Origin of the sequence: Leptolyngbya sp. PL-A3, assembly GCF_039962325.1 — a bacterium.
GTDB lineage: Bacteria > Cyanobacteriota > Cyanobacteriia > Elainellales > Elainellaceae > Vacuolonema.
In genome coordinates this window covers 23,494-48,246 of the sequence record NZ_JAMPLB010000014.1, presented here as the reverse complement: position 1 = coordinate 48,246, position 24,753 = coordinate 23,494, and the positions used below count along the sequence as shown (strand labels likewise).

18 protein-coding genes and 1 pseudogene are annotated in these 24,753 nt (G+C 49.1%); 12 read left to right on the top strand and 7 right to left on the bottom strand.

Annotated elements, in window-relative coordinates:
- Nucleotide 1: 1 nt before the first annotated feature.
- The 3 genes from galK to NDI52_RS12900 all read left to right on the top strand — a co-directional run bounded on the left by galK (nt 2) and on the right by NDI52_RS12900 (nt 2,558).
- A complete protein-coding gene (galK, locus tag NDI52_RS12910; RefSeq protein WP_348256435.1) occupies nt 2-1,060 on the top strand; it encodes a galactokinase in 1,059 nt (352 codons plus the stop codon).
- A gap of 253 nt (nt 1,061-1,313) precedes the next feature.
- Nucleotides 1,314-2,120, top strand: a complete 807-nt coding sequence (locus NDI52_RS12905; RefSeq protein ID WP_190775812.1) for a phytanoyl-CoA dioxygenase family protein — start codon at nt 1,314-1,316, stop codon at nt 2,118-2,120.
- A gap of 93 nt (nt 2,121-2,213) precedes the next feature.
- The gene (locus NDI52_RS12900) at nt 2,214-2,558 is read left to right on the top strand and encodes a signal peptidase I (RefSeq protein WP_190775813.1); all 345 of its coding nucleotides are present in this window, start codon (nt 2,214-2,216) and stop codon (nt 2,556-2,558) included.
- Nucleotides 2,559-2,685: 127 nt separating this feature from the next.
- Here NDI52_RS12900 and galE read toward each other — a convergent pair whose 3' ends face one another.
- Nucleotides 2,686-3,672 carry a UDP-glucose 4-epimerase GalE gene (galE, locus tag NDI52_RS12895; protein ID WP_190775825.1) on the bottom strand — a complete coding sequence of 329 codons (987 nt, stop codon included), beginning with the start codon at nt 3,670-3,672 and terminating at the stop codon, nt 2,686-2,688.
- A gap of 668 nt (nt 3,673-4,340) precedes the next feature.
- Here galE and NDI52_RS12890 point away from each other — a divergent pair.
- The 3 genes and pseudogenes from NDI52_RS12890 to NDI52_RS12880 all read left to right on the top strand — a co-directional run.
- Nucleotides 4,341-5,597 (top strand): annotated as a pseudogene (locus tag NDI52_RS12890) (glycosyltransferase family 1 protein); the annotation flags it as partial.
- Nucleotides 5,598-5,822: 225 nt separating this feature from the next.
- Nucleotides 5,823-7,136: a UDP-galactopyranose mutase gene (gene glf, locus NDI52_RS12885; RefSeq protein ID WP_242035630.1), complete on the top strand. Its 1,314-nt coding sequence runs from the start codon at nt 5,823-5,825 to the stop codon at nt 7,134-7,136.
- Nucleotides 7,137-7,386: 250 nt separating this feature from the next.
- Nucleotides 7,387-9,621: a family 1 glycosylhydrolase gene (locus NDI52_RS12880; protein WP_190775826.1), complete on the top strand. Its 2,235-nt coding sequence runs from the start codon at nt 7,387-7,389 to the stop codon at nt 9,619-9,621.
- Between the two features lie 89 nt (nt 9,622-9,710).
- Here the strand turns inward: NDI52_RS12880 and NDI52_RS12875 are convergent, their stop codons facing one another.
- A complete protein-coding gene (locus tag NDI52_RS12875) occupies nt 9,711-10,547 on the bottom strand; it encodes a YwiC-like family protein (RefSeq protein WP_190775815.1) in 837 nt (278 codons plus the stop codon).
- Between the two features lie 153 nt (nt 10,548-10,700).
- Complete coding sequence (locus NDI52_RS12870; RefSeq protein ID WP_190775816.1) at nt 10,701-11,162, bottom strand: hypothetical protein; 462 nt, start codon at nt 11,160-11,162, stop codon at nt 10,701-10,703.
- A 284-nt stretch (nt 11,163-11,446) separates the two neighbouring features.
- On the opposite strand from NDI52_RS12870, the gene NDI52_RS12865 reads away from it, so the two are divergent.
- A complete protein-coding gene (locus NDI52_RS12865) occupies nt 11,447-12,148 on the top strand; it encodes a TVP38/TMEM64 family protein (protein ID WP_190775817.1) in 702 nt (233 codons plus the stop codon).
- A 188-nt stretch (nt 12,149-12,336) separates the two neighbouring features.
- On the opposite strand, the gene gvpA is transcribed toward NDI52_RS12865, so the two are convergent.
- Nucleotides 12,337-12,555, bottom strand: a complete 219-nt coding sequence (gene gvpA, locus NDI52_RS12860) for a gas vesicle structural protein GvpA (RefSeq protein WP_190775818.1) — start codon at nt 12,553-12,555, stop codon at nt 12,337-12,339.
- Between the two features lie 650 nt (nt 12,556-13,205).
- Here gvpA and NDI52_RS12855 point away from each other — a divergent pair.
- From NDI52_RS12855 to NDI52_RS12840, 4 genes are all read left to right on the top strand, one after another.
- Entirely contained in the window at nt 13,206-15,521 is a 2,316-nt protein-coding gene (locus NDI52_RS12855; protein WP_190775819.1) for a nitric-oxide reductase large subunit, read from the top strand.
- A gap of 403 nt (nt 15,522-15,924) precedes the next feature.
- Entirely contained in the window at nt 15,925-16,254 is a 330-nt protein-coding gene (locus tag NDI52_RS12850) for a hypothetical protein (RefSeq protein ID WP_190775820.1), read from the top strand.
- 401 nt (nt 16,255-16,655) lie between these two features.
- A complete protein-coding gene (locus tag NDI52_RS12845) occupies nt 16,656-17,321 on the top strand; it encodes an SDR family oxidoreductase (protein WP_190775821.1) in 666 nt (221 codons plus the stop codon).
- A gap of 386 nt (nt 17,322-17,707) precedes the next feature.
- The gene (locus tag NDI52_RS12840) at nt 17,708-19,612 is read left to right on the top strand and encodes a GUN4 domain-containing protein (protein ID WP_190775822.1); all 1,905 of its coding nucleotides are present in this window, start codon (nt 17,708-17,710) and stop codon (nt 19,610-19,612) included.
- Nucleotides 19,613-19,730: 118 nt separating this feature from the next.
- On the opposite strand, the gene NDI52_RS12835 is transcribed toward NDI52_RS12840, so the two are convergent.
- A complete protein-coding gene (locus NDI52_RS12835) occupies nt 19,731-20,228 on the bottom strand; it encodes a TVP38/TMEM64 family protein (RefSeq protein WP_199307632.1) in 498 nt (165 codons plus the stop codon).
- Between the two features lie 529 nt (nt 20,229-20,757).
- On the opposite strand from NDI52_RS12835, the gene NDI52_RS12830 reads away from it, so the two are divergent.
- A complete protein-coding gene (locus tag NDI52_RS12830; RefSeq protein ID WP_190789190.1) occupies nt 20,758-21,123 on the top strand; it encodes a DUF4345 family protein in 366 nt (121 codons plus the stop codon).
- Between the two features lie 267 nt (nt 21,124-21,390).
- Here the strand turns inward: NDI52_RS12830 and NDI52_RS12825 are convergent, their stop codons facing one another.
- Together NDI52_RS12825 and NDI52_RS12820 are read right to left on the bottom strand one after the other, a co-directional pair.
- On the bottom strand, nt 21,391-22,617 hold the full coding sequence (locus tag NDI52_RS12825) for a glycosyltransferase (RefSeq protein ID WP_190770867.1): 1,227 nt from the start codon (nt 22,615-22,617) through the stop codon (nt 21,391-21,393).
- Nucleotides 22,608-24,734 (bottom strand): glycosyltransferase family 9 protein, encoded by a 2,127-nt coding sequence (locus NDI52_RS12820; protein ID WP_199307576.1) that lies wholly within the window; start codon nt 24,732-24,734, stop codon nt 22,608-22,610. Before NDI52_RS12820 ends, NDI52_RS12825 begins: the two co-directional genes overlap by 10 nt.
- Between the last annotated feature and the right edge of the window lie 19 nt (nt 24,735-24,753).

Here is a 24,753-nt window from a genome sequence, read left to right as displayed (position 1 = left end):
TATGGATTTTGTTCAAATTTTTAATGACGCCCCCAAAATTGAAACCAGTGCGCCCGGGCGAGTGAATTTGTTGGGCGAACACACCGACTACAACGATGGGTTTGTGCTGCCAACAGCCATCCCTCAACATACAACCGTTGCCATTGGCCCCAGTCCAAACGATCGCCACCACTTCTACTCTGCTGAATTAGAAGAAATGATTGATTTGAACCCGACTGACGCCGCAGCTGAGGGCTTTGCCAGTTATGTATACGGCTGTATTCGCATGGTAGAGGAATCTGGCTATCCGGTTCCTCCCTTGAATGTGTTTGTGACATCCTCGGTGCCTATTGGCTCAGGTTTGTCGAGTAGTGCCGCGCTAGAAGTGGCGATGTTGCGGGGCTTGCGATCGCTTCTCAATCTCGACATTGACGATGTAAAAATCGCACAACTCGGACAGCAAGCTGAGATTCAGTACGCAGGGGTCAGTTGCGGCATCCTTGACCAGATGGCCTCCAGTCTTGCTGATACTGAGCACATGCTGTTCCTGGATACCCGCACCCTCGAGCGCAAGATTCTGCCCTTCCCTGCGGGAGCTGAAATTGTGGTAATCGACAGTGGAGTCGCGCGATCGCTCGCCACCAGTGGCTACAACCAGCGACGCTCGGAGTGTGAAGAAGCAGCCCGTCAGTTAGGCGTCAAAGCGCTACGCGATGTCAGCGACCCGCAGAAGGTGGAGCATTTGCCAGAGCCTATCCGTAAGCGGGCTCGCCATGTCATCACTGAAAATAACCGGGTGCTCAAAGCCTTAGACGGAGTTCCGCCGAAGGTCTTTGGCGAGCTCATGAATGCCTCTCACGCCAGCTTGCGGGATGACTACGAAGTATCAGTACCTGCCCTCGATCAACTCGTTGATATTCTACAAAATACCTCCAATGTCTTTGGAGCTCGCTTAACGGGGGCTGGATTTGGAGGCGCCTGTGTAGCGTTGGTTGCGGAGGGAGAAGGAAAGGCGATCGCCCAAACCGTGCTCAACCACTACAACAATGCTGGATTCAACGGACATATTCTCGTTGATTAACTCATATAGCAATATGCAAGTGCGTTAGGTACAGCAACGATGGTGTGGGGCACTTCGTGCCCCACACCATCGTCCTTAATCAATGCGCACAGCGTTTTCAGTACTTCGATTAAAGAAATTGAGTTTTTTGAAGAAACAGCGTTACCGTATTCATTCCGCCTCTATCAATGGGGAGAATAGGTTCTATAGAGGGCTACATTTTGCTTTGCGGAAGCGCGATTAGCCCTAACCCCCAAGCGGAACGGACAGCAAAATGGTTCAGAGCATCAATACAGCGACTTTTAATTCAACAGATTTAGATCAACTTGCAGAAGACTTGAATCGTGATGGTATCTGCATCCTTCGTGGAGCACTCGATCGCAGCTTAATTGCAGAGTGGAAAGCGGCGTTTGATGAATTATTCCATGAGCGTCAACAGCGGCCCGGTGGCCTCGCGCCTCGGGGAACAGCCCGGTGTTATTTGACATTACCCTGGGTTGCTCCCTTTGCGAATCCTGCAGTCTTTGCCAACCCCGCTATTCTGGGTGTGATCGATCGCGTCTTCTATCAGGAATACAAACTCGTTCAACTGGCTGCCGACATCCCCATGCAGGGATCGGAGTACCAGGAAATCCATCGTGATTTTCGTCCCCTGTTCAGCGATCAGATTGTCACGCCCCTCTATGCGCTGGCCGTGAACTTCCCTCTGGTTGAAGTGACCTCTGAAAACGGCCCCTTCGAGATGGCACGGGGTACCCATGTCATGTCCCGCGAAGAGGGATTGGTTAAAGTGCAGGCAGGCGAAATCCCCATGGAGCAGTTTTACTTGCAGCCCGGTGATGTAATGATTCGATCGCCCCTGGCTCTACACCGGGGCACTCCCAATACAACTCCTGATCCCCGCCCAATGATCGTGATGGGCTATGTCATGCACTGGCTCCACACCCATAAGGTAGATTTGCTTTTGGAAGAAGGCTATTACAATGGGTTATCGCCTGAACTTCAGCAACTACTTCGCTGCCAGACGATCAAACAGTTGCCGGATAAGGCAACCGAAACCTACGTAAACTTCCAGTACTAATGGCAGTACGTCTTCCAAAAAACTAGTTAGTTTGAAACCTTGAGTTTTCTTTGTAGGAAAGCTCAAGGTTTCAAACTAACTGGGGTTTAGCCAATGCTATCTGACGTCATTACGGGTAATGCACAGCTTGAAGCTGACCAGCGACGAGGCTGGTTTGTTGGGGAATTTATCACCCCACCCGATGATCCCCGTTCAACTTCTGCAGTGGAAGTGAAGTGGGGAGTGCATGGGAAAGGCGATCGCCGCGCTGATTGGGCAGGGCCATCCGAAACAGCTACCCTGTCCATTTTGATCAGCGGTCGGTTCCGACTTGAATTTCCCGATGGTGAAGTCCTGCTCGCATCCCAGGGAGACTACGTACTCTGGCTGCCGAGTGTTTCTCACACCTGGTTAGCTGAAGAAGCATCCATCGTAGTAACGGTACGGTGGAAGCTTTAAATAGGGGATGTGAGCAAAGCTCACATCCCCTATTTTTGCTTTAAGCTTGCCCGTAGCATCTCTGGGGCCAGTTTCAGGCAACCTTTAATGAGAGGTGTAAGCAAAGCTGACACCTCCCATTTTCGCTTTAGCCTTGCCCGTGTCGTTTTTGGTGCCAGTCCCAGGCATGGGTGAGAATTTGATTGAGATCGGCATATTGGGGTTGCCAACCTAGAACATTTCGTGCCTTGTCGCTACTGCCCACCAAAATGGGTGGGTCTCCAGCACGGCGATCGCGCTCAACGACCTTAATCTCTCGCTGAGTCACTTTTCGGGCAACTTCAATGACCTCTCGCACAGAAAAGCCATTGCCATTACCCAAGTTGAACACATCACTATTGCCGCCAGATTGCAAATACTTCAATCCCAACACATGAGCCTGCGCCAGATCCGACACATGGATATAGTCACGAACGCAAGTTCCGTCATCGGTAGGATAATCCGTTCCTAATATTGAAATGCTTTCAAGCTTACCCAAAGCGGCCAACAACACCAGGGGGATCAAATGAGTTTCAGGCTCATGATCTTCGCCCAATAAACCGCCGGGATCAGCTCCAGCCGCATTGAAATAACGAAAACGCACAGACTTGAGCCCGTATGCTGTATCAAAATCAGCAAGCATCTGTTCCACCATTTGTTTGCTGGTGGCGTACGGGCTCATAGGTGCTTGGGGATGATCTTCAGTGATGGGTACAAATTTGGGAGCCCCATACAGGGCACAAGTCGAAGAAAAAACTAGATGTTTAATGGAAGCCGCAACCATCGCCTCTAATAACGTTAGCGTCCCCGCTACGTTATTCCGATAATACTTACCGGGATGTGCAACAGATTCACCCACCGCGATGAATGCTGCAAAATGCATCACTGCTGTAATTGGATAAGTGCTGAAGAGTTGATCGAGTAGGGAGCGATCGCTAATGTCGCCCACAATCAGTTTCACATTTAATCCTTGCTCAACCAATTCCCGGTGCCCGTTAGACAAATTATCCAGCACAAGCACGTCATATCCCGTCTGTTGCAATGCCAAAACTGCATGGGAGCCAATGTACCCTGCGCCCCCAGTCACCAAAACCATGGGTTGATCAACCACCGTTTTACCCTCTGCTTAAAAAGGTTTTTGTAATCATACTTGGAGGTTCTATTTCCTAAAAACTTCGATGGAAATATTTCCGTATACTCTACAAAAGAGAAATGAAATATATACCAACCGCCTCCCAGATTATACGGAACAAAGAGGAATAATGAAATCGGATATACCGTATAAAAGGCCCAATTTCTATCCCTTATTTTCAAAAAGCCTCTATCAATTTCTTATCTAATTGATAATTGTTTTTATACCTTAAAGCTCCCTCATTTCAAGGCTTACGAGTTTTCATTAAATTACTGATGCAGCAGCAAGAAAAGAGTTAAAAATCAAGTATTAAAAAATTCGTGAATCAGATTAAACACATTATGACTGATAACATTTATACTCAAAACGGTTAGCCGAACTTCTACCTGAAGAAGTATTTTCAATAGAATAAAAACCACTATTCTTTAATTACGCGGCACTCGCTCTTTCGAAGGCTTAAGTAGGAAGTGAAGAGGCGGGTTTGTAATTTTCTGCATATTGATCTCTGCATTGCGGATATTAATTGCGAAGGTTTGCAGAATTTCTACCTTAAACTCTCGCCATTTATCTATGCTGTCAATTTCATTCCTGGGTGACTTTGACTCATTAAATCCATAAGTTGGAGGTAAAGTATGTCAACACATTATGGCTTGAGCGGTTCTCTAAATGGAGGTAATGGGTCAGTAAAGCAATCTTTAGAGAATCAACTTAACCGAGAACAAAATTCTTTATTTCCAAATCTGCGCTTATCTGAAAACACAGTTTTAGAAGCCACTTCTCCTGAAGTTTCTGATCTAGTCTGTTTTTCACATTTGCGCTGGGATTTTGTTTATCAGCGCCCTCAACACTTATTGAGTCGCTGCGCTCAAAGCCGTAGAGTTTTCATCATAGAAGAACCCATGGCCAGCCCTGATGGTTCCGCATGGCTGGACGTTAGCAAGCGCGAGGGCAATGTTCGCATTGTTGTTCCATACCTGCCAGAGGGCTTGGATGAAGAGCAACACATAACTCTCCAGCGGCGGCTGCTAGACGATCTATTCGCAGCCGCTCATATTCATGCGCCTATTCTCTGGTACTACACACCTATGGCAGTGGGATTCACTCGCCATCTGCAAGCATCTGCAGTTGTGTATGACTGTATGGATGAGCTGTCTGCCTTCAAGGGGGCGCCTCCAGCATTGCAAGAACGGGAAGCTCATCTCTTTAAGCTGGCAGATCTCGTATTTACAGGCGGGCATAGTCTATACGAAGCCAAGCAGCACCAACACCCCAGTGTTCATGCTTTCCCCAGCAGCATTGATGCCACACACTTTGCTCAGGCAAGAGAAGGAATTGAAGATCCAGCGGATCAGGCCGCTATTCCTCATCCCCGCATGGGATTCTACGGCGTCATTGACGAACGGATGGATCTGGCGTTATTAGACAGCATTGCCCAGGCCAGACCCGATTGGCATTTCGTGATCATTGGTCCTGTCGTGAAAATTGATCCCGAAACGTTGCCCAAACATTCCAACATTCATTATTTGGGAGGCAAATCTTATCAGGAATTACCGAAATACTTAGCAGGATGGGATGTGGCATTGCTGCCTTTCGCCCGCAATGAATCAACTCGCTTCATCAGTCCTACCAAAACACCCGAATACTTGGCTGCCGGAAAACCCGTTGTTTCGACCTCTATTCGGGATGTGGTGCGCCCTTATGGGCAACAATCTCTGGTACACATTGCCGATACGGCACCAGAGTTTGTCGCAGCGATCGCCGCTGCGCTGGAGCAAACTCAGACAACTCCTGACTGGTTGGACCGAGTCGATACATTCCTGGCGCAAACATCCTGGGATTTAACCTGGCAGGCAATGAATGAATTAATTGAGCGGGCGATCGCCCTCAAGACCTGCAACGCTCCTAACAGCACTCCAGTAAGGCAAGCACCGGCATCGGCCAAGCCAACTTCCAGTGAGGTCAAAACGACCATTGGGAGCACAGCCAATGCGAACAAACGGTGATTTAGAGAAGTTTGAAAAGCAAACTTTTGTGGACACAGGGCCCAAAAATGTGACTCCTTCCAGAGCTTTTCAAACACGGTCACTTCATTACTCATACGGTGGAATAAACCCATGTTCGACTATTTAATTGTTGGTGCCGGATTCGCTGGAAGCGTTTTGGCGGAACGACTAGCCACCCAAAGTAACAAAAAGATCCTGATTGTGGATACCCGCAATCACATCGCCGGTAATGCCTACGATCATTACAATGACGATGGTATTCTAGTACATAAATATGGTCCTCACATCTTCCATACCAACTCACGGGATGTATTTGAGTACCTGTCTAACTTCACAGACTGGCGGCGCTATGAACACCGCGTTCTCGCCAGTGTTGACGGCCAATTGGTGCCTATCCCCATTAATCTGGACACCATCAACAAGCTGTATGGATTGAACTTAACTTCCTTCCAGTTAACCGAATTTTTCGCTTCCGTAGCTGAGCCTAAGGACTACATCCGCACCTCGGAAGATGTTGTTGTCAGCAAAGTTGGGCGAGAGCTTTATGAAAAGTTCTTCCGCAACTACACTCGCAAGCAATGGGACATTGATCCATCCGAGTTGGATAAATCGGTTACAGCACGTGTTCCCACGCGTACCAATCGAGACGATCGCTACTTCACTGATACCTATCAGGCGATGCCTCTCCACGGTTATACGCGTATGTTCGAGAACATGTTGACGCATCCCAATATTAAAGTGATGCTCAACACCGACTACCGGGAGATTCAAGACTTCATTCCCTACCGCGAGATGATCTACACTGGCCCCGTAGATGGCTTCTTTGACTACTGCTATGGTAAGTTACCTTACCGTTCTCTCGCCTTCAAGCACGAGACGCTGAACGAGACCGTACACCAACCTCAGGCAGTAGTTAATTATCCCAACGAGCATCTTTATACCCGTGTCACGGAGTTCAAGTACCTGACCGGACAGGAACACCCCAAGACCAGCATCGTGTATGAGTATCCCAAGGCAGAAGGTGATCCCTACTACCCGGTGCCGCGTCCTGAAAATGCCGATCTATATAAGCGGTATAAAGCATTAGCAGATGCGACCCCTAACGTTCACTTCGTTGGACGGCTCGCCACATACAAGTACTACAACATGGACCAGGTGGTTGCACAGGCGTTGGCACTCTATGCCCAACTGTCTGAGCGCCCAAGTTGGCACCCCGAAACTGAAACCCTACGGGTTAGGAAGCCAGTCAGTGCTACAGGTGAGTTCGAACAAAGCCCCAAACATGGTGTAGTCAGTACCACGGGTGAGTTGCAACAGACTGGGAAAACTCCTGCGGTCAGTGCAACCGGCGAGTTCCAGCAAAACGGAAAGGCCGAACGGTCCCTCAACGGTACAGGCAGCAAATCGTCCAATGGTTCTGTCTAACTCTCTTTGGTAAATCCCTTGCATCAGCATAGAGTTTGCTAAGCATTATTTGTGGGGCCTTTGACCCCACAAATAATACCAATTGCTAAGCGTTATTTGTAGGGCTAAAGACCCTATAAATAACACCGATAAGTATCAGGTACTCGGCACTTAAAATTTGGCATTGCATGCCCGACACCGTGCAATGTCAATTCTTCCAGTGTTAAATCAAAAACCTGAAAATTGTCAGTTTGGAGCGGCTGGGGACGTGATGAATTTAAAGCAAGTTTCACCAGAATTGGAATTATGGGGTGGAATTGAGTGTACGGTGAATCGCGTGGGCGATCGCTATCTAGATCAACTCGAACGCAACGGACATTACATTCGCCTCGAAGACCTCGATCGGTTTGCCGTGCTTGGGATACAGGCGATCCGATATCCTGTTCTCTGGGAACGTACTGCGCCTAATGGTTTGGATCAGGCCGATTGGTCATGGGCCGATGAGCGGTTGACTTATCTGGATGACATTGGCATTCGTCCCATTGTTGGTTTGGTGCATCACGGTAGTGGCCCTCTCCATACGAGCCTGATGGAGCCTACATTTGCAACTGGATTAGCCCAGTTTGCCCAGGCTGTTGCTACCCGTTACCCATGGGTGGAGTACTATACACCCGTTAATGAACCGTTAACAACTGCACGGTTTAGCGGGTTGTATGGGCACTGGTATCCCCATCATCAAGATGGTGTTAGCTTTATCAAAGCATTGTTGAATCAGTGCCGTGGTGTCGTGCTTGCCATGCAAGCCATTCGCCAGATTAACCCGGGGGCAAAACTGGTTCAAACTGAAGACCTCGGCAAAGTATTTAGCACTCCCTTGTTGTCTTATCAGGCGGAGTTTGAAAATGAACGGCGATGGCTCTCCTTTGATTTACTCTGTGGTCGCCTTGACCACAACCACTTCCTGTGGCCTTATTTACGTTCCATTGGTATTGAGGAATCCGAACTGACCTGGTTTCTCGACCATCCTTGCCCTCCTGATATTTTCGGCATTAATCGCTATCTCACGAGCGATCGCTTCCTGGACGAACGGCTCGATCGTTACCCACCCCACACTCACGGTGGCAACGGTAAACACCAGTATGCCGATGTTGAAGCGGTGCGGGTCTGTACCGACGGCATCTGCCCAGCCTACACGTTATTAAAGGATGTTTGGGAGCGTTATCAGCGTCCCATCGCGATTACAGAAGTACACCTGGGATGTACCCGCGAGGAACAGTTACGCTGGATTAAGGAGATCTGGGAAGCTGCCCAATCCTTACGGCAGGACAAGATAGACGTGCGAGCGGTCACAGCCTGGTCACTGTTGGGAGCCTATGACTGGAATAGCCTCGTCACCCGGGCTGACGGTTTTTATGAGTCGGGTGTTTTTGATGTGCGCCCAACTTGTCGTAACAGTTCGCAACCGCTGCAACCTCGTCCTACGGCGATCGCCACAATGCTACGCCACTTGGGCGCAGGGCAGGAATACAATCATCCCCTTCTGGAAGTCCCGGGATGGTGGCAACGCCCCGAACGACTTCTCTACCCCCCCGTCGCCTGTTCCCCCAGTTCCAAAGAAGCAGGGATAAGCCCCCCCGCTCCCCTGGTTCCCTGCCCCCCTGCCCCTCTGCTCATCACCGGGGCAACCGGCACCCTTGGACAAGCCTTCGCCCGTATCTGTACTATCCGAGGCATTCCTCACCGCCTATTAACCCGGCGGGAAATGGACATTACAGACCCGGCCGGAGTAGAGCAAGTCTTAGACGAGCTACAGCCCTGGGCAGTGATTAACACAGCAGGTTATGTGCGAGTGGATGATGCGGAACGCGAATCGCACCTGTGCCGTCTCATCAATGCCGATGGACCGGCAATCTTAGCCAATGCCTGTGCTCAACGCAATATTGGGCTCGTTAATTTCTCGTCTGATCTCGTATTTGATGGGGATCATCAACAACCCTATCTAGAAAGCGACGAGGTATCGCCATTAAATGTCTACGGCCATAGCAAAGCACAAGCTGAACAATGGGTTTTACACCATCATCCTTGTTCTCTCGTTATTCGTACCAGTGCATTTTTTGGCCCCTGGGATGAGTACAACTTCCTGACCATCGCTCTCCGCACTCTGCAGGCCGGACAACCCTTTGTAGCTGCGGAAGACGCTATTGTTTCTCCCACCTACGTGCCCGACCTGGTTCATGCCACTCTGGATTTACTGATTGATGGGGAATGTGGATTGTGGCATCTAGCCAATCCGGGGGCGATCGCCTGGGCCGATTTAGCCCGTTTGACGGCTCAGTTAGCTGGAGTAGATGCCTCTACGATCCAACCCTGCTCGATTAAGAATCTTGGCTTCGCAGCTCCCCGTCCTACCTATAGCGTTCTCAGCAGTGAACGCGGTATCTTGCTCCCGGATTTAGATCGGGCGATCGCTCAATACCTTCGGGACTGTGAGCTCATTCACCGCTAGCCTTCTGAGACCCACAATGTGTAGCAGCAGCACCATGCCGCTACACATTGTGGGTCTTCAAGGGGGAGATTAAATTACATATTAAAAATTCATCGATACGCAGGAAGAAGAGAAAGGGTAGCGACCGCTAAAAACAACAGGGCAGAGCCCGTCTCTAACATCGCGACATATTTAATGTTTGTTGTACAGTACCAATCACGCTTGAAAAAAATAATACCGTACTTGAGCAAAACTACACCAAAAGACAACGCAGTGATAGGTGATAGCCAGCCTATAGACCACAATCCTGTAACAGCCAGTGTTGCGATCGCATGATAAACCAAGCTCGGCATTACAGAATGGGATTTGTCTTTGCGAAACTTAACCGTAAAGATCGCACTAGAAAAGAAAAGTGTATTCAAAATCCATAAGCCAAGCACAGAGATGGTAAAGCTTCCTGTTGTAACTGTATAAGCGAGCGGAGCACATAAGCACACAGCCGCAAACGTAATCAACTCATTGAGAGCAGATTTTTGCTCACGAAAGAAGACTGAAACCACATCAATCAAAAACGCAGCGATCGCCCCCAAGTAAATCCATAGCAACGGAGACCATGCGCCTTGAAGCCAGTAGAGGTAGAGAGCGATCGCCCCTGCGACACTCGAATACAAGCTACCCCAAAATAGAAAGCGGGGTTTAAGACTGCGACGTTGTTTAATTTGTAAAGCCCATGGATGCTCAGCCTGAAAACCGCAGAAGGCACAAATGAGAGCCAAGGTCGTCACCCAACTCCATTGCTGAGCGGCAGCGGCTCCCGTCAAAAATGACACGAGCAGCATAATGTAGACACCGTGATCATGGGAGAACACGGGGCGGTACCAGACCTGAGCATTGGGCTTGTGGGCAGGGGAAAGGGTAGGGGTTTGATTTTGTGTTGAAGCATCCATGGTGGCATCGCAGATACAGTTATCAAATTTGTGATCAAGGGACGGAAAGGGTTTCTAAACCTACACTCCAGGGTCTGTGTTAAACGTTATTTTCTACACGATTCATGTATCAAGAAACCCTTTCATAATTGCATAACTTTTGTTACCAACATGTTAATAACGCCTGAGCTGCTCTCGGCGTTGTTCATTCCATTCATCAAGTCGTTGTTGAGTACGTTCTCGCTGTTCCTGTTGGTAGTCATTCCAATTATCTCGTTGCCGATCCCAAAGTTCCTCTTGGCGATCCTCAAATTGAAGCTGATAGCGTTCTTGCCGCCGTTGTTGTTCGTTTTGATAGCGTTCTTCTCGTTGTCGCTGCCATGTTTCTGGAATAACATCTTCAGAATCAACTTCTGGGTCGAGGATAATATCTATCGACGGCGATTGCCTGGGAGTAGTTACCCGTGGAGGGCTTGCAGCAACAGCACTGATAAATAGATTAGAAAATAGGACGAGACAAAGGAGCTCTAGGGTGTGTCTGAGAGTTATCTCGAATGCCTTTTCCGTATACTTTGCGAGCAAAAAACCAATCTTTAAAGCAGACCCTGCTTCCAGACGATTCCATGGATACAACATAAGCACTCTCTCTATTGACGATTGCTCCGGCTGAGAGGACTAATCTTTACCACATTTCACGTAACAAGGTAGTGCCTCTATACTAGCCAAAATTAGCCTGAGTAGCCGCAAGCTTTTCAGCCTCGTTTTATGCTGATTCTCAGTACAGAGGAAAACCTTTAAAGCCCATTTTTTTTGTTGTGGAAGTTCTTCTCCACAACAAAAAGCTGATACCGAACTGGGGTTACCTGAAGGTTAACGAATAAAGTTAACGTAGAGGAGATCGCCACTTCATCTTTGCTCCCATGAAACGCAAGCAACGCAAAAAGCAGCCATTTCTAAACCGCCAAAATGCGATCGCCCTGGCTATTCTGCTGTTGTGCTTGCTGATTTATACCTGGTTTTGGAGACAGCCAGAGCGCGATCTATTCTCTGCAAAAGGCCTAGAGCAAGCGATCCAAAGCTGGGGATGGCGAGGAGTATTGGCTTACATAAGCATCCTCATGCTTTCTGTTGTCATTAGCCCAATTCCCAGTGCTCCTTTAGCAGTTGTTGCAGGTATGGTATGGGGGCCAGTTCGGGCAGGGATTTATAGCGTCATTGGCGGTTTTTTAGGAGGCCTACTAGCCTACTTTATTGGATACACATTGGGACGTTCAGTCGTATATTCGCTAACGGGAAAACTAATCTATTTCTCAAAAAATCGAGGGGAAATTTATTTGGGATGGATTATTTTCATCACCCGTCTGCTACCCGTTTTATCATTTGATTTAATCAGCTACGGAGCTGGTATAAGCGGGCTCTCCCTGCCTATTTATGCTACAGCTACGCTACTCGGTATGATTCCATCTACTTTTTTTCTGACGTTTTTAGGAGCAACATTTGTAGTTGGTTTGCCACTAGGAATAATTTTCTCTACTCTGTTTCTCATTCTATTATTTGGTTTACCCTACGGAATTCATCGCTATAACTGGTTTAATATGCGAGATATTATCCGTTTTGAGTAACTTCTATATTTAAGTACCGTACATAGAGCAGTCTTAGTCAGCCTAAGGCTGTTCAGTTTTATTGTGAAAGAGGACGTAGGGTTAACCCCACGTCCTCTTTCACAATAAAACTGAATATGAGTTAATAGCCAGCCGTGAGGATTAACCTACAAGTGCTTTCAGCATCGAAACAGCATCTTCTACTGTGCTTATGCAACAGGAGCAGCGGCCGTTGCGGTCAAGCCTACAGCCTCAGCATACTTGAGGTAGGTTTCAACCGAAGCAATAACGATACGAGCTTCGATAGCGAGTAGCTCAATTCCTACCAATGAAACCCGAACCCAAGCATCAACCACAACACCTTTGTCAAGGATACGGTCAACAACTTCAGCCAAGCTTGAGGAGGAGTTTACCTTTTCAACAGCCATTTGAGTATTCCTTAATTTCAGGGAGTAACTTGTTTATGCGTAACACCGCGTTGTTTCGAAGCTTTTTCGGCCTCACTGTATCCGAGGATAAGCGATGAGCCTGAAGGAGTTCTCCGGATTTGCACTTAATTTTGTTGTTCTCTATTTTTTAGAAATGCTGTAATTCCTGTGGTTACAAGACAATTCTTTACTTGTGTTATCAATCATCACTATAAGTTCACAAAAGCGATGATAGTGACATTCTATTAATAATATTCTATGTCATTCCACCGAGTCACTATAATCTTGCTTTTTTTCACTCGTATTTTCACTGAGTGCATGACCTAGTACGTTGAGGCGGAAATCCATCACCTATGTTTTTGTGTAGGGCACGTCTGTGACAGGCCAGAAAAGCGATCGCTTTATGAGGTAGCTCATAGAACGGAAAAACAAGCCTTGCCATAGTGAAAACATTGGAAGTGGAGTTGAGCCTCCTCACAACTTCCTCACATTCGGTATCTAAGCTTACAGAAATCCAAATACCCCAAGTGGGTTGGCCTTTGCTGAAGCCTTTTCCAATTCATTGATATTTCTCCTGGCGTAAGACATTTCACTGTCCTTCAGCCCGGTTTAAACCCTTCTCTTTAAAGCCTTTGCGAGAGACTGCCACGATGACGAGTCCATCCATTAGTATTACAACACCCAAATCACCAACTCATAGACGGTGGCTGAGCTTACCAGCTTGGCTCGTGTTGATTTGTGTTGTTATGTTCTCTGTATTGTTAGGAGCCGGAGCCGCCATTTGGAAAAATGCGCCTCCAGTGCCAGCAACCATTATTTCCCCACAACAAGACGTTATTCTGACTCAAGCCAACATCCAATCTGGCCAGGAAATTTATCTGGCGCGGGGTGGACAGCATATCGGTAGTGTATGGGGACATGGGAGCTATTTAGCCCCTGATTGGTCAGCAGACTTTCTCCACAAATGGGGGTTGGCTACAGCGGGTGTATTACAAACCGGCAGCGTCGATTTTAGCCAAGCAGATCTGGAAGCATTGCCAGTGGGCGATCGCGCCAGCCTTGAAGCCCGCGTTGCTGAGCAGTTCAAAACCAATCGCTACGATCCTGAAACTCAGGTTTTGGCGCTAACGAACGCTCAGACCCAGGCCTTAACCAAAGTATTCGCTGATTACCAAACCTTGCTGGCCCATGGTTCTCGGGACTTTTCTATCCCCAGCGGTTGGTTCACGAGCAATGAGCAAATTCAGGATGTCAGTGCATTCTTTGCATGGACAGCCTGGGCTGCTTCTGCGAACCGCTTTAATGCGCCTTTTTCTTACACGGCAAACTTTCCTCACGATCCATTGGTGGGGAACGAAGCGCCCGGTCAGTTTGTCATCTGGTCGATCGTATCAGTGGTTTTGCTCGTTGCGGGGATCGGCATCTTCCTGTTCGTCAACCTGAAAACGGAAGATGCAGACGAAGTACAAGAAGTTACTGCTCGTCCTGCAGTTCGCCTTGCCACTGCTAGCCAAAAAGTCACCACGCTATTCTTCGGCGTTGCAATGGCTCTGTTCCTGGTGCAAATCGGCATGGGTATGGTAACCGCCCATTATGCCGTTGAGGGAGATGGTTTCTACGGTGTGCCGTTGGATCAATTCCTCCCGTACGCCGCATCTCGTACCTGGCACCTGCAACTCGCAGTTTTCTGGATTGCGACTTGCTGGCTGGCTGCCGGCCTCTACTTTGGCCCTCGCTTTGGGAAGCATGAACCCAAGGGGCAGGCAATTGGAAATGCCGTTCTACTCGGTACGCTGACAATTGTGGTGGTAGGTTCCTGCATTGGTTCCTGGGCAGCTATTCAAGGCATTCTGGGTACGAAGCTCAGCTTCCTATTTGGGCACCAGGGTTACGAGTATGTAGAATTGGGCCGCTTCTGGCAAGTTCTCCTCATCGGTGGCATGGTCTTCTGGCTGTGGTTGATGTACCGTGCTCTGAAGCCTGCTCTGAAGCAGGAGGGTTCGAAGACGGGCCTGAATCACTTCTTCCTCTATAGTGCGATTACAATTCCCTTGTTCTACTCCGCCGGGTTGATGTACTCTAACCACACCCCAATGAGTGTTGCCGAATACTGGCGCTGGTGGGTTGTGCATCTCTGGGTCGAAGGGTTCTTTGAAGTGTTTGCAACGGTGGCGATCGCCTACCTATGCAGCGAGCTCGGCTTTCTCAAACGCTCTGCCGCTCTCAAAGCCACCTATCTGACCACGATTCTGTTCCTTGGCAGCGGTATTATTGGCACCTTACACCATCTGTACTTTGCTGGAACTCCAGTATTCATCACAGCAATGGGTTCGGTAGCCTCCGCATTGGAAGTTGTGCCTCTGACGCTGATCGGTTTTGAAGTCGCAAAGTCTGCCAAGTTGGCGAAGAATGCTCAAGGTTTCTACCGAATGCCATTGCGCTTCTTCATCGCTACCTGTATTTGGAACTTGATTGGTGCCGGTGTATTTGGCTTCCTGATTAATCCGCCGATCGTGCTTTACTACTCACAAGGCTTAAACACCACTCCTATTCACGCTCATTCTGCTCTGTTTGGGGTGTACGGTTCTCTGGCCCTGGCGCTGATGTTGTTTGCCTTGCGTGAAATCACTCCCGAGAAAGCCTGGAATGAACGATTGTTGAATTTTGCCTTCTGGCATATTAATGGTGGTCTTGCCGTCATGATGATCTTTGGGTTGATTCCAAACGGTTTCTACCAACTGATTCAATCCGTGAACTATGGCACCTGGTATGCTCGCAGTGCTGAAGTGATTCACTCTCGTTTTATGGAATGGACAGTTTGGCTCCGCATTCCCGGCGATATCATCTTTACAGTTGGGGCTCTGGCAATAATGGTGTTCGTAGTTCAAGCTATTTGGGCTATCCTACACCAACCTACGCAGAATCACCCTGAGCTGGCTGAAATTAAGCCTATTGCCGAAGCTTAAACGGCACTTCCACCCTATCTTTATGTAGTGAATGTGCACGATGCAAAGTATCGTGCACATTCGCTAATAGTTCAACTCAGGATCACAAATAAAACAACCCGTAATTTCCTATTGAGAGTAGTGGTTCTATCGCTACTCCCAATACAAAAAATACACGCTTTTTGCTCCAACAAATGGATATGGCAATAAAGTTCAAGCAAATTCAAGCCACAGATTTTACCACCCCAAGGAAATAATATGAACTTTAGAAGCACGGTAAAGCCTGATACAACTTATGGTTTATGTTTATTCTTTAGAATTCCTACTTTTCGCACGCCTCAGCTCTTCCAATAGAACCCTGTCTTGGAATCATATTTTTCTTAAAACGTGAGTATGACGTGTAGATAATCAGGTAGCTAGATTGATGGATGTTGAAATGCTTCAAGCTCAGCTAATCGCATGCGAGCGCGCCATCCTTGAATTGAATTATCTGTTCAGTGAAACTCTGGAAAACCAGAAATTGTTGCTGAACTACAAGGATAAAGTTTTGGCTCAGGCTGATGAAGAGAGAACATATTTTTTGTCGTTTAAAATGCCTCTACCTCGATGGGCAAGGCAGCATTTAGGCGCACTAGAAGCAGAAATTAAGCGATCGAGAAAGGATATGGAAGCAATGAGCTGGAATATCCAGAACTGTCAGGCGTTTAAAGACAAGCTGGAGCATAAGCTGAGCCAGCATTTAGAAGATGCCTGAAACCGCTTTTGTATAAGAATCAACGTTTTATGGACCATTAGTTCGAACAGTTTTTCTGAAACTCTTGGTTTTGCGTGCGCGAAGCGCACGCAAAACCAAGAGTTTCAGAAAAACTGTCCAGAGTATTGATGGACGAATAGAGCGTTGAGAAGAAAGTTGTGTGGTCTTGTGTAAATGCAGGTGGCGATCGCCTAACAAGCGAATGCCTTCCCCTGGCTCATCAGCTTGAACCAATCGTGCTTGCCCTTTGATAATGCAGATTGGAGGCAACACCAACGCATTTCACAAAGCAATTGAGGGCGTAGCGGCTGCGAAGGACCCTAGGGAACGTGAAAGAGGGTTATTTTTTGTGTATGAAGCACACGAAAAAACATCCTTTCACAAGCGGGGTTGAGGGTTCCATGGCAATTTATGTAGTTACGGGTGCAAATCGAGGAATTGGATACGAATACTGCCGCCAACTTCAAGGCCAGGGCAACACAGTCATTGCCGTTTGCCGCGCAGTCTCTCAGGAGCTGAAGCAACTGGGTGTGCAGGTTGAAGAAGGGATTGATATTACCTCCGATGCTTCAGTGGCGGACTTGCGATCGCGCTTACAGGATACGGCGATCGATGTCCTCATCAATAATGCAGGCATTCTCAAACGCGTGACTCTAGACAATCTTGACTTTGATAGCATCCGTGAACAGTTTGAGGTGAATGCTCTTGGAGCTTTGCGTGTTACCCATGCTCTGCTGCCCAACCTCTCGTCTGGGTCCAAAGTTGTACTAATGACGAGCCGGATGGGGTCGATTGGTGATAATACGTCTGGAAGTTCTTATGGCTATCGTATGTCTAAGGTTGCACTATCCATGGCGGGTAAGTCATTAGCACATGATTTGAAAGAACGAGGGATTGCTGTCGCCATTCTCCATCCCGGTCTAGTTCAAACTCGAATGACCCATTTTACCCCCGGCGGCATTCCACCAGAAGTCTCCGTTCAAGGGCTGCTGGCACGAATTCATGAGTTGACGCTGGAGAATACAGGTACTTTTTGGCACAGTAACGGTGAGGTGCTGCCCTGGTAGATGATTCTCCATTAAGCCGTTAGAAATGCAGCTAAATAAAACCCGGATTTTTGTGGAAAGTGGTACTAAATCATACCTCCCACAGAAAGAATGACAGATTCAGTAGATCACAGGTATGTTCAAAAACCCAGAGGAAAGGGGCACTTGGGACCTCTTTCCTTTGGGTTTTTGAGCGTTTTCAATCTAAAGCAAATTTGCGTATCATTTTCTGTAACTGCTCAGCCAGGGAAAAACAGGGGGTTCAAAATAAACATAGCCTGTAAAGGATGGTTTTGAGCTTAGAGGCCGAATTCAGCCTCATTCTTCCAACACGCATCCTGCCTTTCTTACGTCTGCACAATTCTATGGCAAGGCGTAGGAAATCGTCTCCCCTGTATCATCCACCTATGAAAATTCTTGGTTTGGTTTCGCCACTTGCTGGACTTTTGCTGATGTCAATGACGTTGGTAGCAGGCGCCGTTCCTGCTGCAACCACACGTTCTTCGGTTGTGCCCCCAGTGCCCGTGGATGTTCCCCTGGTAGCTCAGAACGATGCCTATGCCTCTTTGCGTCGCCATTTGAATACTCAAAACTGGCAGGCAGCTGATCAAGAAACCCGCCGACTACTGGAGCGGTGGGCTCAGGGAAATGCTCCCATGAGCACTCCCCTAGTCAGCAATATCCCAGTCGATGCGTTGCAAACGCTGGATCAGTTGTGGTTAGAGGCCAGCAATGGGCGATTCGGATTTAGTGTACAGCAACGTATTTGGCAGGAAGTCTCGACGCAGTATCCCAATGATAGAGCTGCTGCAGTACGGGCGTTTGGGCGACGGGTAGGGTGGCTACGGCCAGCTCCCGATAGCAACAATTTTGTATCCCCCGACTGGTTTACTGAGCCGGAACTTTCTAACTCCTTGAATGCGCCTATGGGTCACTTTCCCTGGGCAGGGGTTCCCTGGAGCCAGATTCAAGAGATGCTCAATCAGCAAAGCTGTGGCAGTTGCATGGTTGATGCCATGGACTTGCAGGGCGATCGCTTCTATCGCTACATCCCTATCCTCTATGATCGCGTCAAAGTCGCATTAGAAACTCCCACGCAACCAGGCACCCAAACCTGGAGTAGCCCCGAGCTGCGGTTTCAAATCGACCTCAATTCTCTGTACCCTTCCAACCGATGCCCGTTACAGACCGTGGCTCAAGCCATCAGCCCCAACAGTCAGATTCTCGCCGTGAGCAGCTACAGTTACGAGCGGGCCTGTGGAGGGGCCGCCAACAATAGCACCCTGGTTCTGTGGAACGCTCAACGGGGAAGTCGCATTATTACCCTTGTACGGGGGCAGGCTATGGAGTCCTATGCCTATAGAGGGCAAGCCCAGGAACCACCCACAGAGCAAGGTCAGATGGTTGGTGATGTCGCCAATGCGATCGCCTTCACCCCCAATAGCGAGCGAATTGTAGCAGGGATGGCTGATGGAACAGTACGCATCTGGTCGACGGCCACAGGGCAGCTAGAGCGCACCTTGACGGGGCATCGCTATGCCGTGCGGACGATCGCCATTAGCGCTGACGGCACTCAATTGGTGAGTGCCAGCTCAGACCAAACCATTAAAGTTTGGAATTTGCAAACGGGACAGCTCAGCCGCACCATGACACTGGGTGAGGGAGATGGAGTAGTACACACGGTGAAAATCAGCCCGGATGGGACGCGGTTGGCGATCGCCACCAACCGAAACGAACTGCAACTGCGCAATCTTTCCACCGGTCAACTTATTCGCACATTTGTAGAGGGAACGGTACCTCAGCCCTATGGGATACCGATTGCTTTTAGTCCAGACGGACGGTTTCTGGCAACGAGTGACACCGACAACAGCGTAAAAGTGTGGAATGCCAGCACAGGTGCTCGCCTGATTACCCTTCAAGGCCATGGGACGACGGTCAATGGCTTGGCCTTCAGCCCGGATAGTCAAACTCTGGCTAGCAGCAGCACTGACTATTCTATCCGGCTGTGGAACATGCAAAACTACCAGCTCCTGCATACTCTTAATGGGGCAGCCGGAACCATAGGAGGGCAGACTGAAAGCCCCAGCTATTTGTCCTTCACGGCAGATGGCCGTACCCTAGCGGCTAGTGCTCTGCTACCCTTCGCTCATCCCGTTACGCGAGAACCGCTGACGTTGCCGGGTCTTACCTTATGGGATGTAGCTTCTGGACAGAGCATCAACCAGGTGCAGTATGCAACGACATTTAACTTCAGTCCCAACGGTCAGTTCTTATTGACAAACGGGCACACTCTGCAAGTTTGGCAACCATAACCTGCAAGCGAAAGTAGTATTCTCATGCTTTTTCAAGCAGATTTGGTATAACCTGGGCACTTTAAAGGTTGTTTTTTCGTGCGCTTTGCGTACGAAAAAACAACCTTTAAAGCAAATCTTAGCGTTTTACTGTTCTACGGCGATGCCAGTGGGAAATCAATATTGGGGACACAGAGATAAACAGCAGAAGACCGACTGCCAGAAAGAAGGAAAGGGCACTACCTCCTTCCAAAGCCTGAGCTCCCGTCACACCAACCCATGTGTAAGCAATGGTACCTGGAATGATGCCGACGATGGTTCCTAGCAGGTAAGACCGCCAATCCACTAAGGTAAGCCCAAATAAGTAATTTTCAACATTAAAGGGAGTGACAGGAATCAACCGCATCGAGAGAACAAACAACAGCGACTGCTCTGCAATGCCGCGCTGGAATTTCTGTAAGGTTGGGTTATGGCCAAACCGATGCTCCACCCAATCACGAAAAAGATAACGCGTCAGCCACAATGCTCCCATTGCTCCTAAGGTAGCCCCGGCTATGGAATAAACAGTCCCCCAAAGGAGCCCAAACACCACTCCTCCTGCAATTGTAAAAATAACAGTCGGGAAGCCAATTACCATACAAACAGCATAGATTCCAATAAAGAGAAGAGGACTCCAAATACCCAATCTTTGTAGATAAGGAATGAGCGTTTCACGATTCAATAGAAATCGCAAAGGGCTAAAGCAGAAAATAAGAATTGCAACACCCCAAATGAGCGCGACTTGAAAGCGCCTATTGATTAGAAGTTGGCGAAATTGTTGAAAGTAGCGTGCGATCATAGAGCAGGAGTGAAGCAATATGGAAATATCTTATTCGAAATAACGCGCACTGAGGTCGCGAAGTGGACAAGTGCGATCGCCTATGGGTTTTCTGCTAAACCCAGAACCGTTAAATGGGCTAGAGTTGCCAAGGACCTCGTATTAGTAACCTGATGGCCGCTGAGGATGAGCGATCGCAACGGGCTCAAGCCGCTAACGTGGTTGTCTATCAGCGCTAACTCCTCTTGCGACAGTTGCCCGAGGAGGAAATTAGGAAATTCTATCGGCAGACAGTACCGACTTTAACATCGGTAGTTACAAATGGAGATATTGCTTCAAGATTTTGCGTGTGGAAACTTTGATTCAACTTGCACCTAACGTTGCAGCAGCCCTTCTCATGGTGTTAGGGGGAGCCGCCTTGTTCTTTCCCAAAACCATGGCTGCTTTTGTGGGTATTCAACCCATTGCTCCGGTGGGGATTTCTGAAATTCGATCAACGTTAGGAAGTTTTTTCCTGGGGTTGGGAGCTACCTGTTTATGGTTGCAGTCAACAGATGCGTTTACAGTTTTAGGAATTGCATCATTAGGAGCGGCCCTGGTACGTCTGTTGTCGAGTCTGTTCGATCGCAGTATTACAGTTAAAAATATCGGGGGTGTTGTGGCAGAAGCGTTCCTGGGTGGTTTATTTCTTCTGAGCTGGCTTTGGTCTGTGTAAAGCGTGGGCACCATGCTAATCGCAATACACCCCACAACCTGATAATCTTGACCCTCGGCTAAAAAGCAGCAATTCTCAGTATGGGTTTCAAAGCTGAGAGTTGGTGCCCTTCGGGCACGAACTCTCAGCTTTGAAACCCGAACATAGCCCGCCGAAGGCGGGCTATGTTCGGGTTGGATTTCAAAATGAGAATTGCTGGCTAAAAAGCCAAACGGAATTCCGCTAGAGTCTGTTTTTTCGTGCGCCTTGCGCACGAAAAAACAGACTCTAATTGGAGAATTGATTTATAACTTTTTGATATATAGCATGATGCTGGAGGGCGATCGCCTCCCAGGTACGCGACTGTACAAATCGGTATCCATTTTCCGATAAGCGATCGCACTGGAAACAATCATCCAATAATTCCAGAAGAGCGTTAGCCAGAGAGGGCACACAGCGGGGAGAAACACGCTTCACCAAGTCTGACATTAACACGGGATCCGTTTCTACTGACTCCGCGATGACAGTCGGTAGTCGATGGGCTAGCAAAGTCAACAATGAGCCACTTTTAAGGGTTACGCCGGGGTTAAATGGAAGCACACCGATATCCGCCCCTGATAAGTAATGAGACGCCTGTTCCGCATCTATATAACCCGTACAATGAACAGACTGAGATAATTGCAATTCGGCAATACAAGCTTGGATTTTCTGCCAGTAGCGTTCTGCATCTTCTCCTTGTAGCGAGAGGGTTTCCACTCCACCTAGCAGAAGTAACCGGACATTGGGACGTGAGTAGACCACCTTTTGCACAGCCTGCAGCAATGTTTCAATCCCTTTAACAGGATGAAGAAACCCAAAAAAGGCAATCACTTCTGTGTCTTCCGGCCAATTACAGGTTTGCCGTAGTTGACGCCGGGCTATATCCCGATCGATGGGGGCAACACTTACGTTCGCTGCAATGGGAATGGAATGGAGGCGATCGCCCAATTGGGGAAGGCGATCGCGCATAATTGCCGCAATATTTTCATTGGTCGTAATGATGGCTTCGCTACCCGTCAATAACCAGCCGTCTTCTCGATCCCACCAACCGCGTTGCTGGCCCCAATTTTTGGCAAATTCCAACAATCCAGCCGGAATCCAACTGGGCGTCCATTCCCACCAGCCATATTCGTGAGCTGTGGTAACAATAGGTGGGCGATAGCCGAGCGATCGCAACAGAAGCGGCAGCAAAAAAATGGGACGCTGAAACCCATAGCTCCCTGCTGCATGCTGAATATGCAACACATCTGTAGGATGAGCCATCAATGTCCGCACCAGGGGAAACAGGTTGGGCATTGCCCAATCATCTACGGCTCCTATCACATCCGGTTTATTGATAGCCTGGGCAGAAACCTGTGACGTCACAACTTGAGATTCAACACCCTGCTTGGCCAGGTGTGTGCGTAGGTGCGCAAGGTAGTCAGCTACACCGCACCGCTGAGGCTGATAACCTCCGGCCACAAAGGTTACACGCATAGACGGGCCTCCTGTAATAGGGATAGGCCAGCCACCGCGATCGCCTCTGGAGTAATATCTAAACACTCCAGCTCATAGGGGCAGGTGAACTGATAGCAGGGGCTACAAGAGGTCGGACAGCGTAGCAAAACCGCTCGTGTGCTGCGGGGCCGCCATTGTCGTTCCAACTCAGTCCCGGCAAAGAGGATGACGCTGGGAGTGCGCGTGGCATCGGCAATGTGCATGGTGGAAGTGTTGTTAGACAGCATCAGACGAGCATGAGCGACCAGCGCGACTAAATCTGTAAAATTCGTTTGTCCCATGTAGTCGATAGCGCGATCGCCCACGATCTCCAATAATGGACGGGCGCGATCGCGGTCCTTTTCCAACCCTGTAACAACCACCCGATACCCAGTCTGTTCACTCAACAGGGCAGCCGCTTTTCCGAATCGTTCCAGATCATACGTGCGAGATGGGCAACTGGCCCATGGGTTCAGAAGTAAATAGGGTTCATCAGGAATGAGGGAGCATGCCGGTATTTGGAGTTGTAAGCTGCGATCGTGGACTGAATAACCCACGAATTCCACCAAGTGCATGTTACGTTCGGCCTGATGTTCCTCGTCGGGAGGTGCAGAAGCCGTATGGGTAAGCACAACATCTTCTTCTCGCGAGAACCCTAAGCGCACAGGAATTCCAGCCATTTGACAAATCAAGGCTGCTGGATGAGGGCTCTGCTTGAAACTCGTGAAGATGGCAGCCGCATCAAATTGCCGTGCTCTCAATTGCTCGATCAACTGCCATTCCCGGTCCGGGTCAAAGGGGAGCCGCCCCAGGTCTTGCCAGAGCGATCGCCATGCAATGACATCATCAACCCACGGCAATACGGCAGCCGCTTGCGCTCCGGCAGGGCTTGCCAGCAATGTCAGCTGAGTCGAGGCGTTTGCTTTCAGAGCTTTTAGAGCGGGGCCAGTCATGATCACATCGCCAATATTATCGAGACGAATGGCGAGGATATTCTGTGCAGAAGCGAAAGAGGGAAGGAGGGAAGGGAAGCTGCCCGTTTTTGATCCTAGCCTTATGCCTTCTAACCGTTGGTTTATCCCTTTACCCTCCTGCTCCGGTAATTCTCTGCCTTCTAAACCAGCAGAAATCATAGGAATCAGAGCGGTGAGAACGGCTTCAGGCGAAATGTCATCAACACACGTCCTCCACTCAAATGGACATTGGCCGCTGTACCAACAGGATTGAGTGGTGAAGTTGGGAATGTAGCGTTCGGGGCAGGAAGGATAACCCTGAAGATTTTGATGAGGCAGAGGCTGGCCATAGCGATCGCCCCAGGATGGCCCAAACAATGTGACGGTAGGAATGCCCAGGGCAGCCGCAATACGAGCCGGGCCTGTGTCAGCGGCTACAACAGCATCGAGTTGTGCAAAGAGGGCCGCGAGTTCTCGCAGCGTTCCTTTAGGCCAGGGTTTAGCCGTGGGAATTTTTGCGGTGATGGCCTGAATAGAAGCCGTATCAGACCCTTCAGGGACAATGATGCTGGCTTGATGTTCTTGTTGGAGAACGTGAGCAAGGGTAATGAAGTTTTCAGTGGGCCACCGTTTGATGGCCATTCCGGCGTCGGAATAGAGGCCAATACGGGGGTGGGGCAGATCGCCCAAACGTGCCTGGGCAGCCGCATGTTCGGCCGGGGTCAGGTAGATACGCGGGTGCTGATTCATATTCAGCGCTTCTGGTGTAATCCAACCGTCTTCGTGGAGGAGTTGGAGGAAGCGATCGCTCACTTTCTGATGATCGGGTGGATTCCGCCACAGGTTAGTGACGACGTGGGGCACACCACTTTGTTGAACCAAATCGGCAATGCCATCGTAAGTCGTATCGGTAATGATCAGGTCGAAAGAGGAATTGTGAGTGAGAACTTGTACGGCGTGGCGAGCGGTGCCTTTGGGGATCTGGATGACGCGATGGATGAGGGGATGATAGTGCAACAGATCGCCACCCGGAGCAAAGGTGAGAACCGTGAGGGTAGCGTGAGGGTGAGATTGGGCGATCGCTTGCATGGCGGGCAGGGCGATCAATACGTCGCCTAAGCCGCCAAGCAGTTCGATGAAGAGGATACGGGTGAGGGAGGACACAGGGGTTCTACCGATGGGG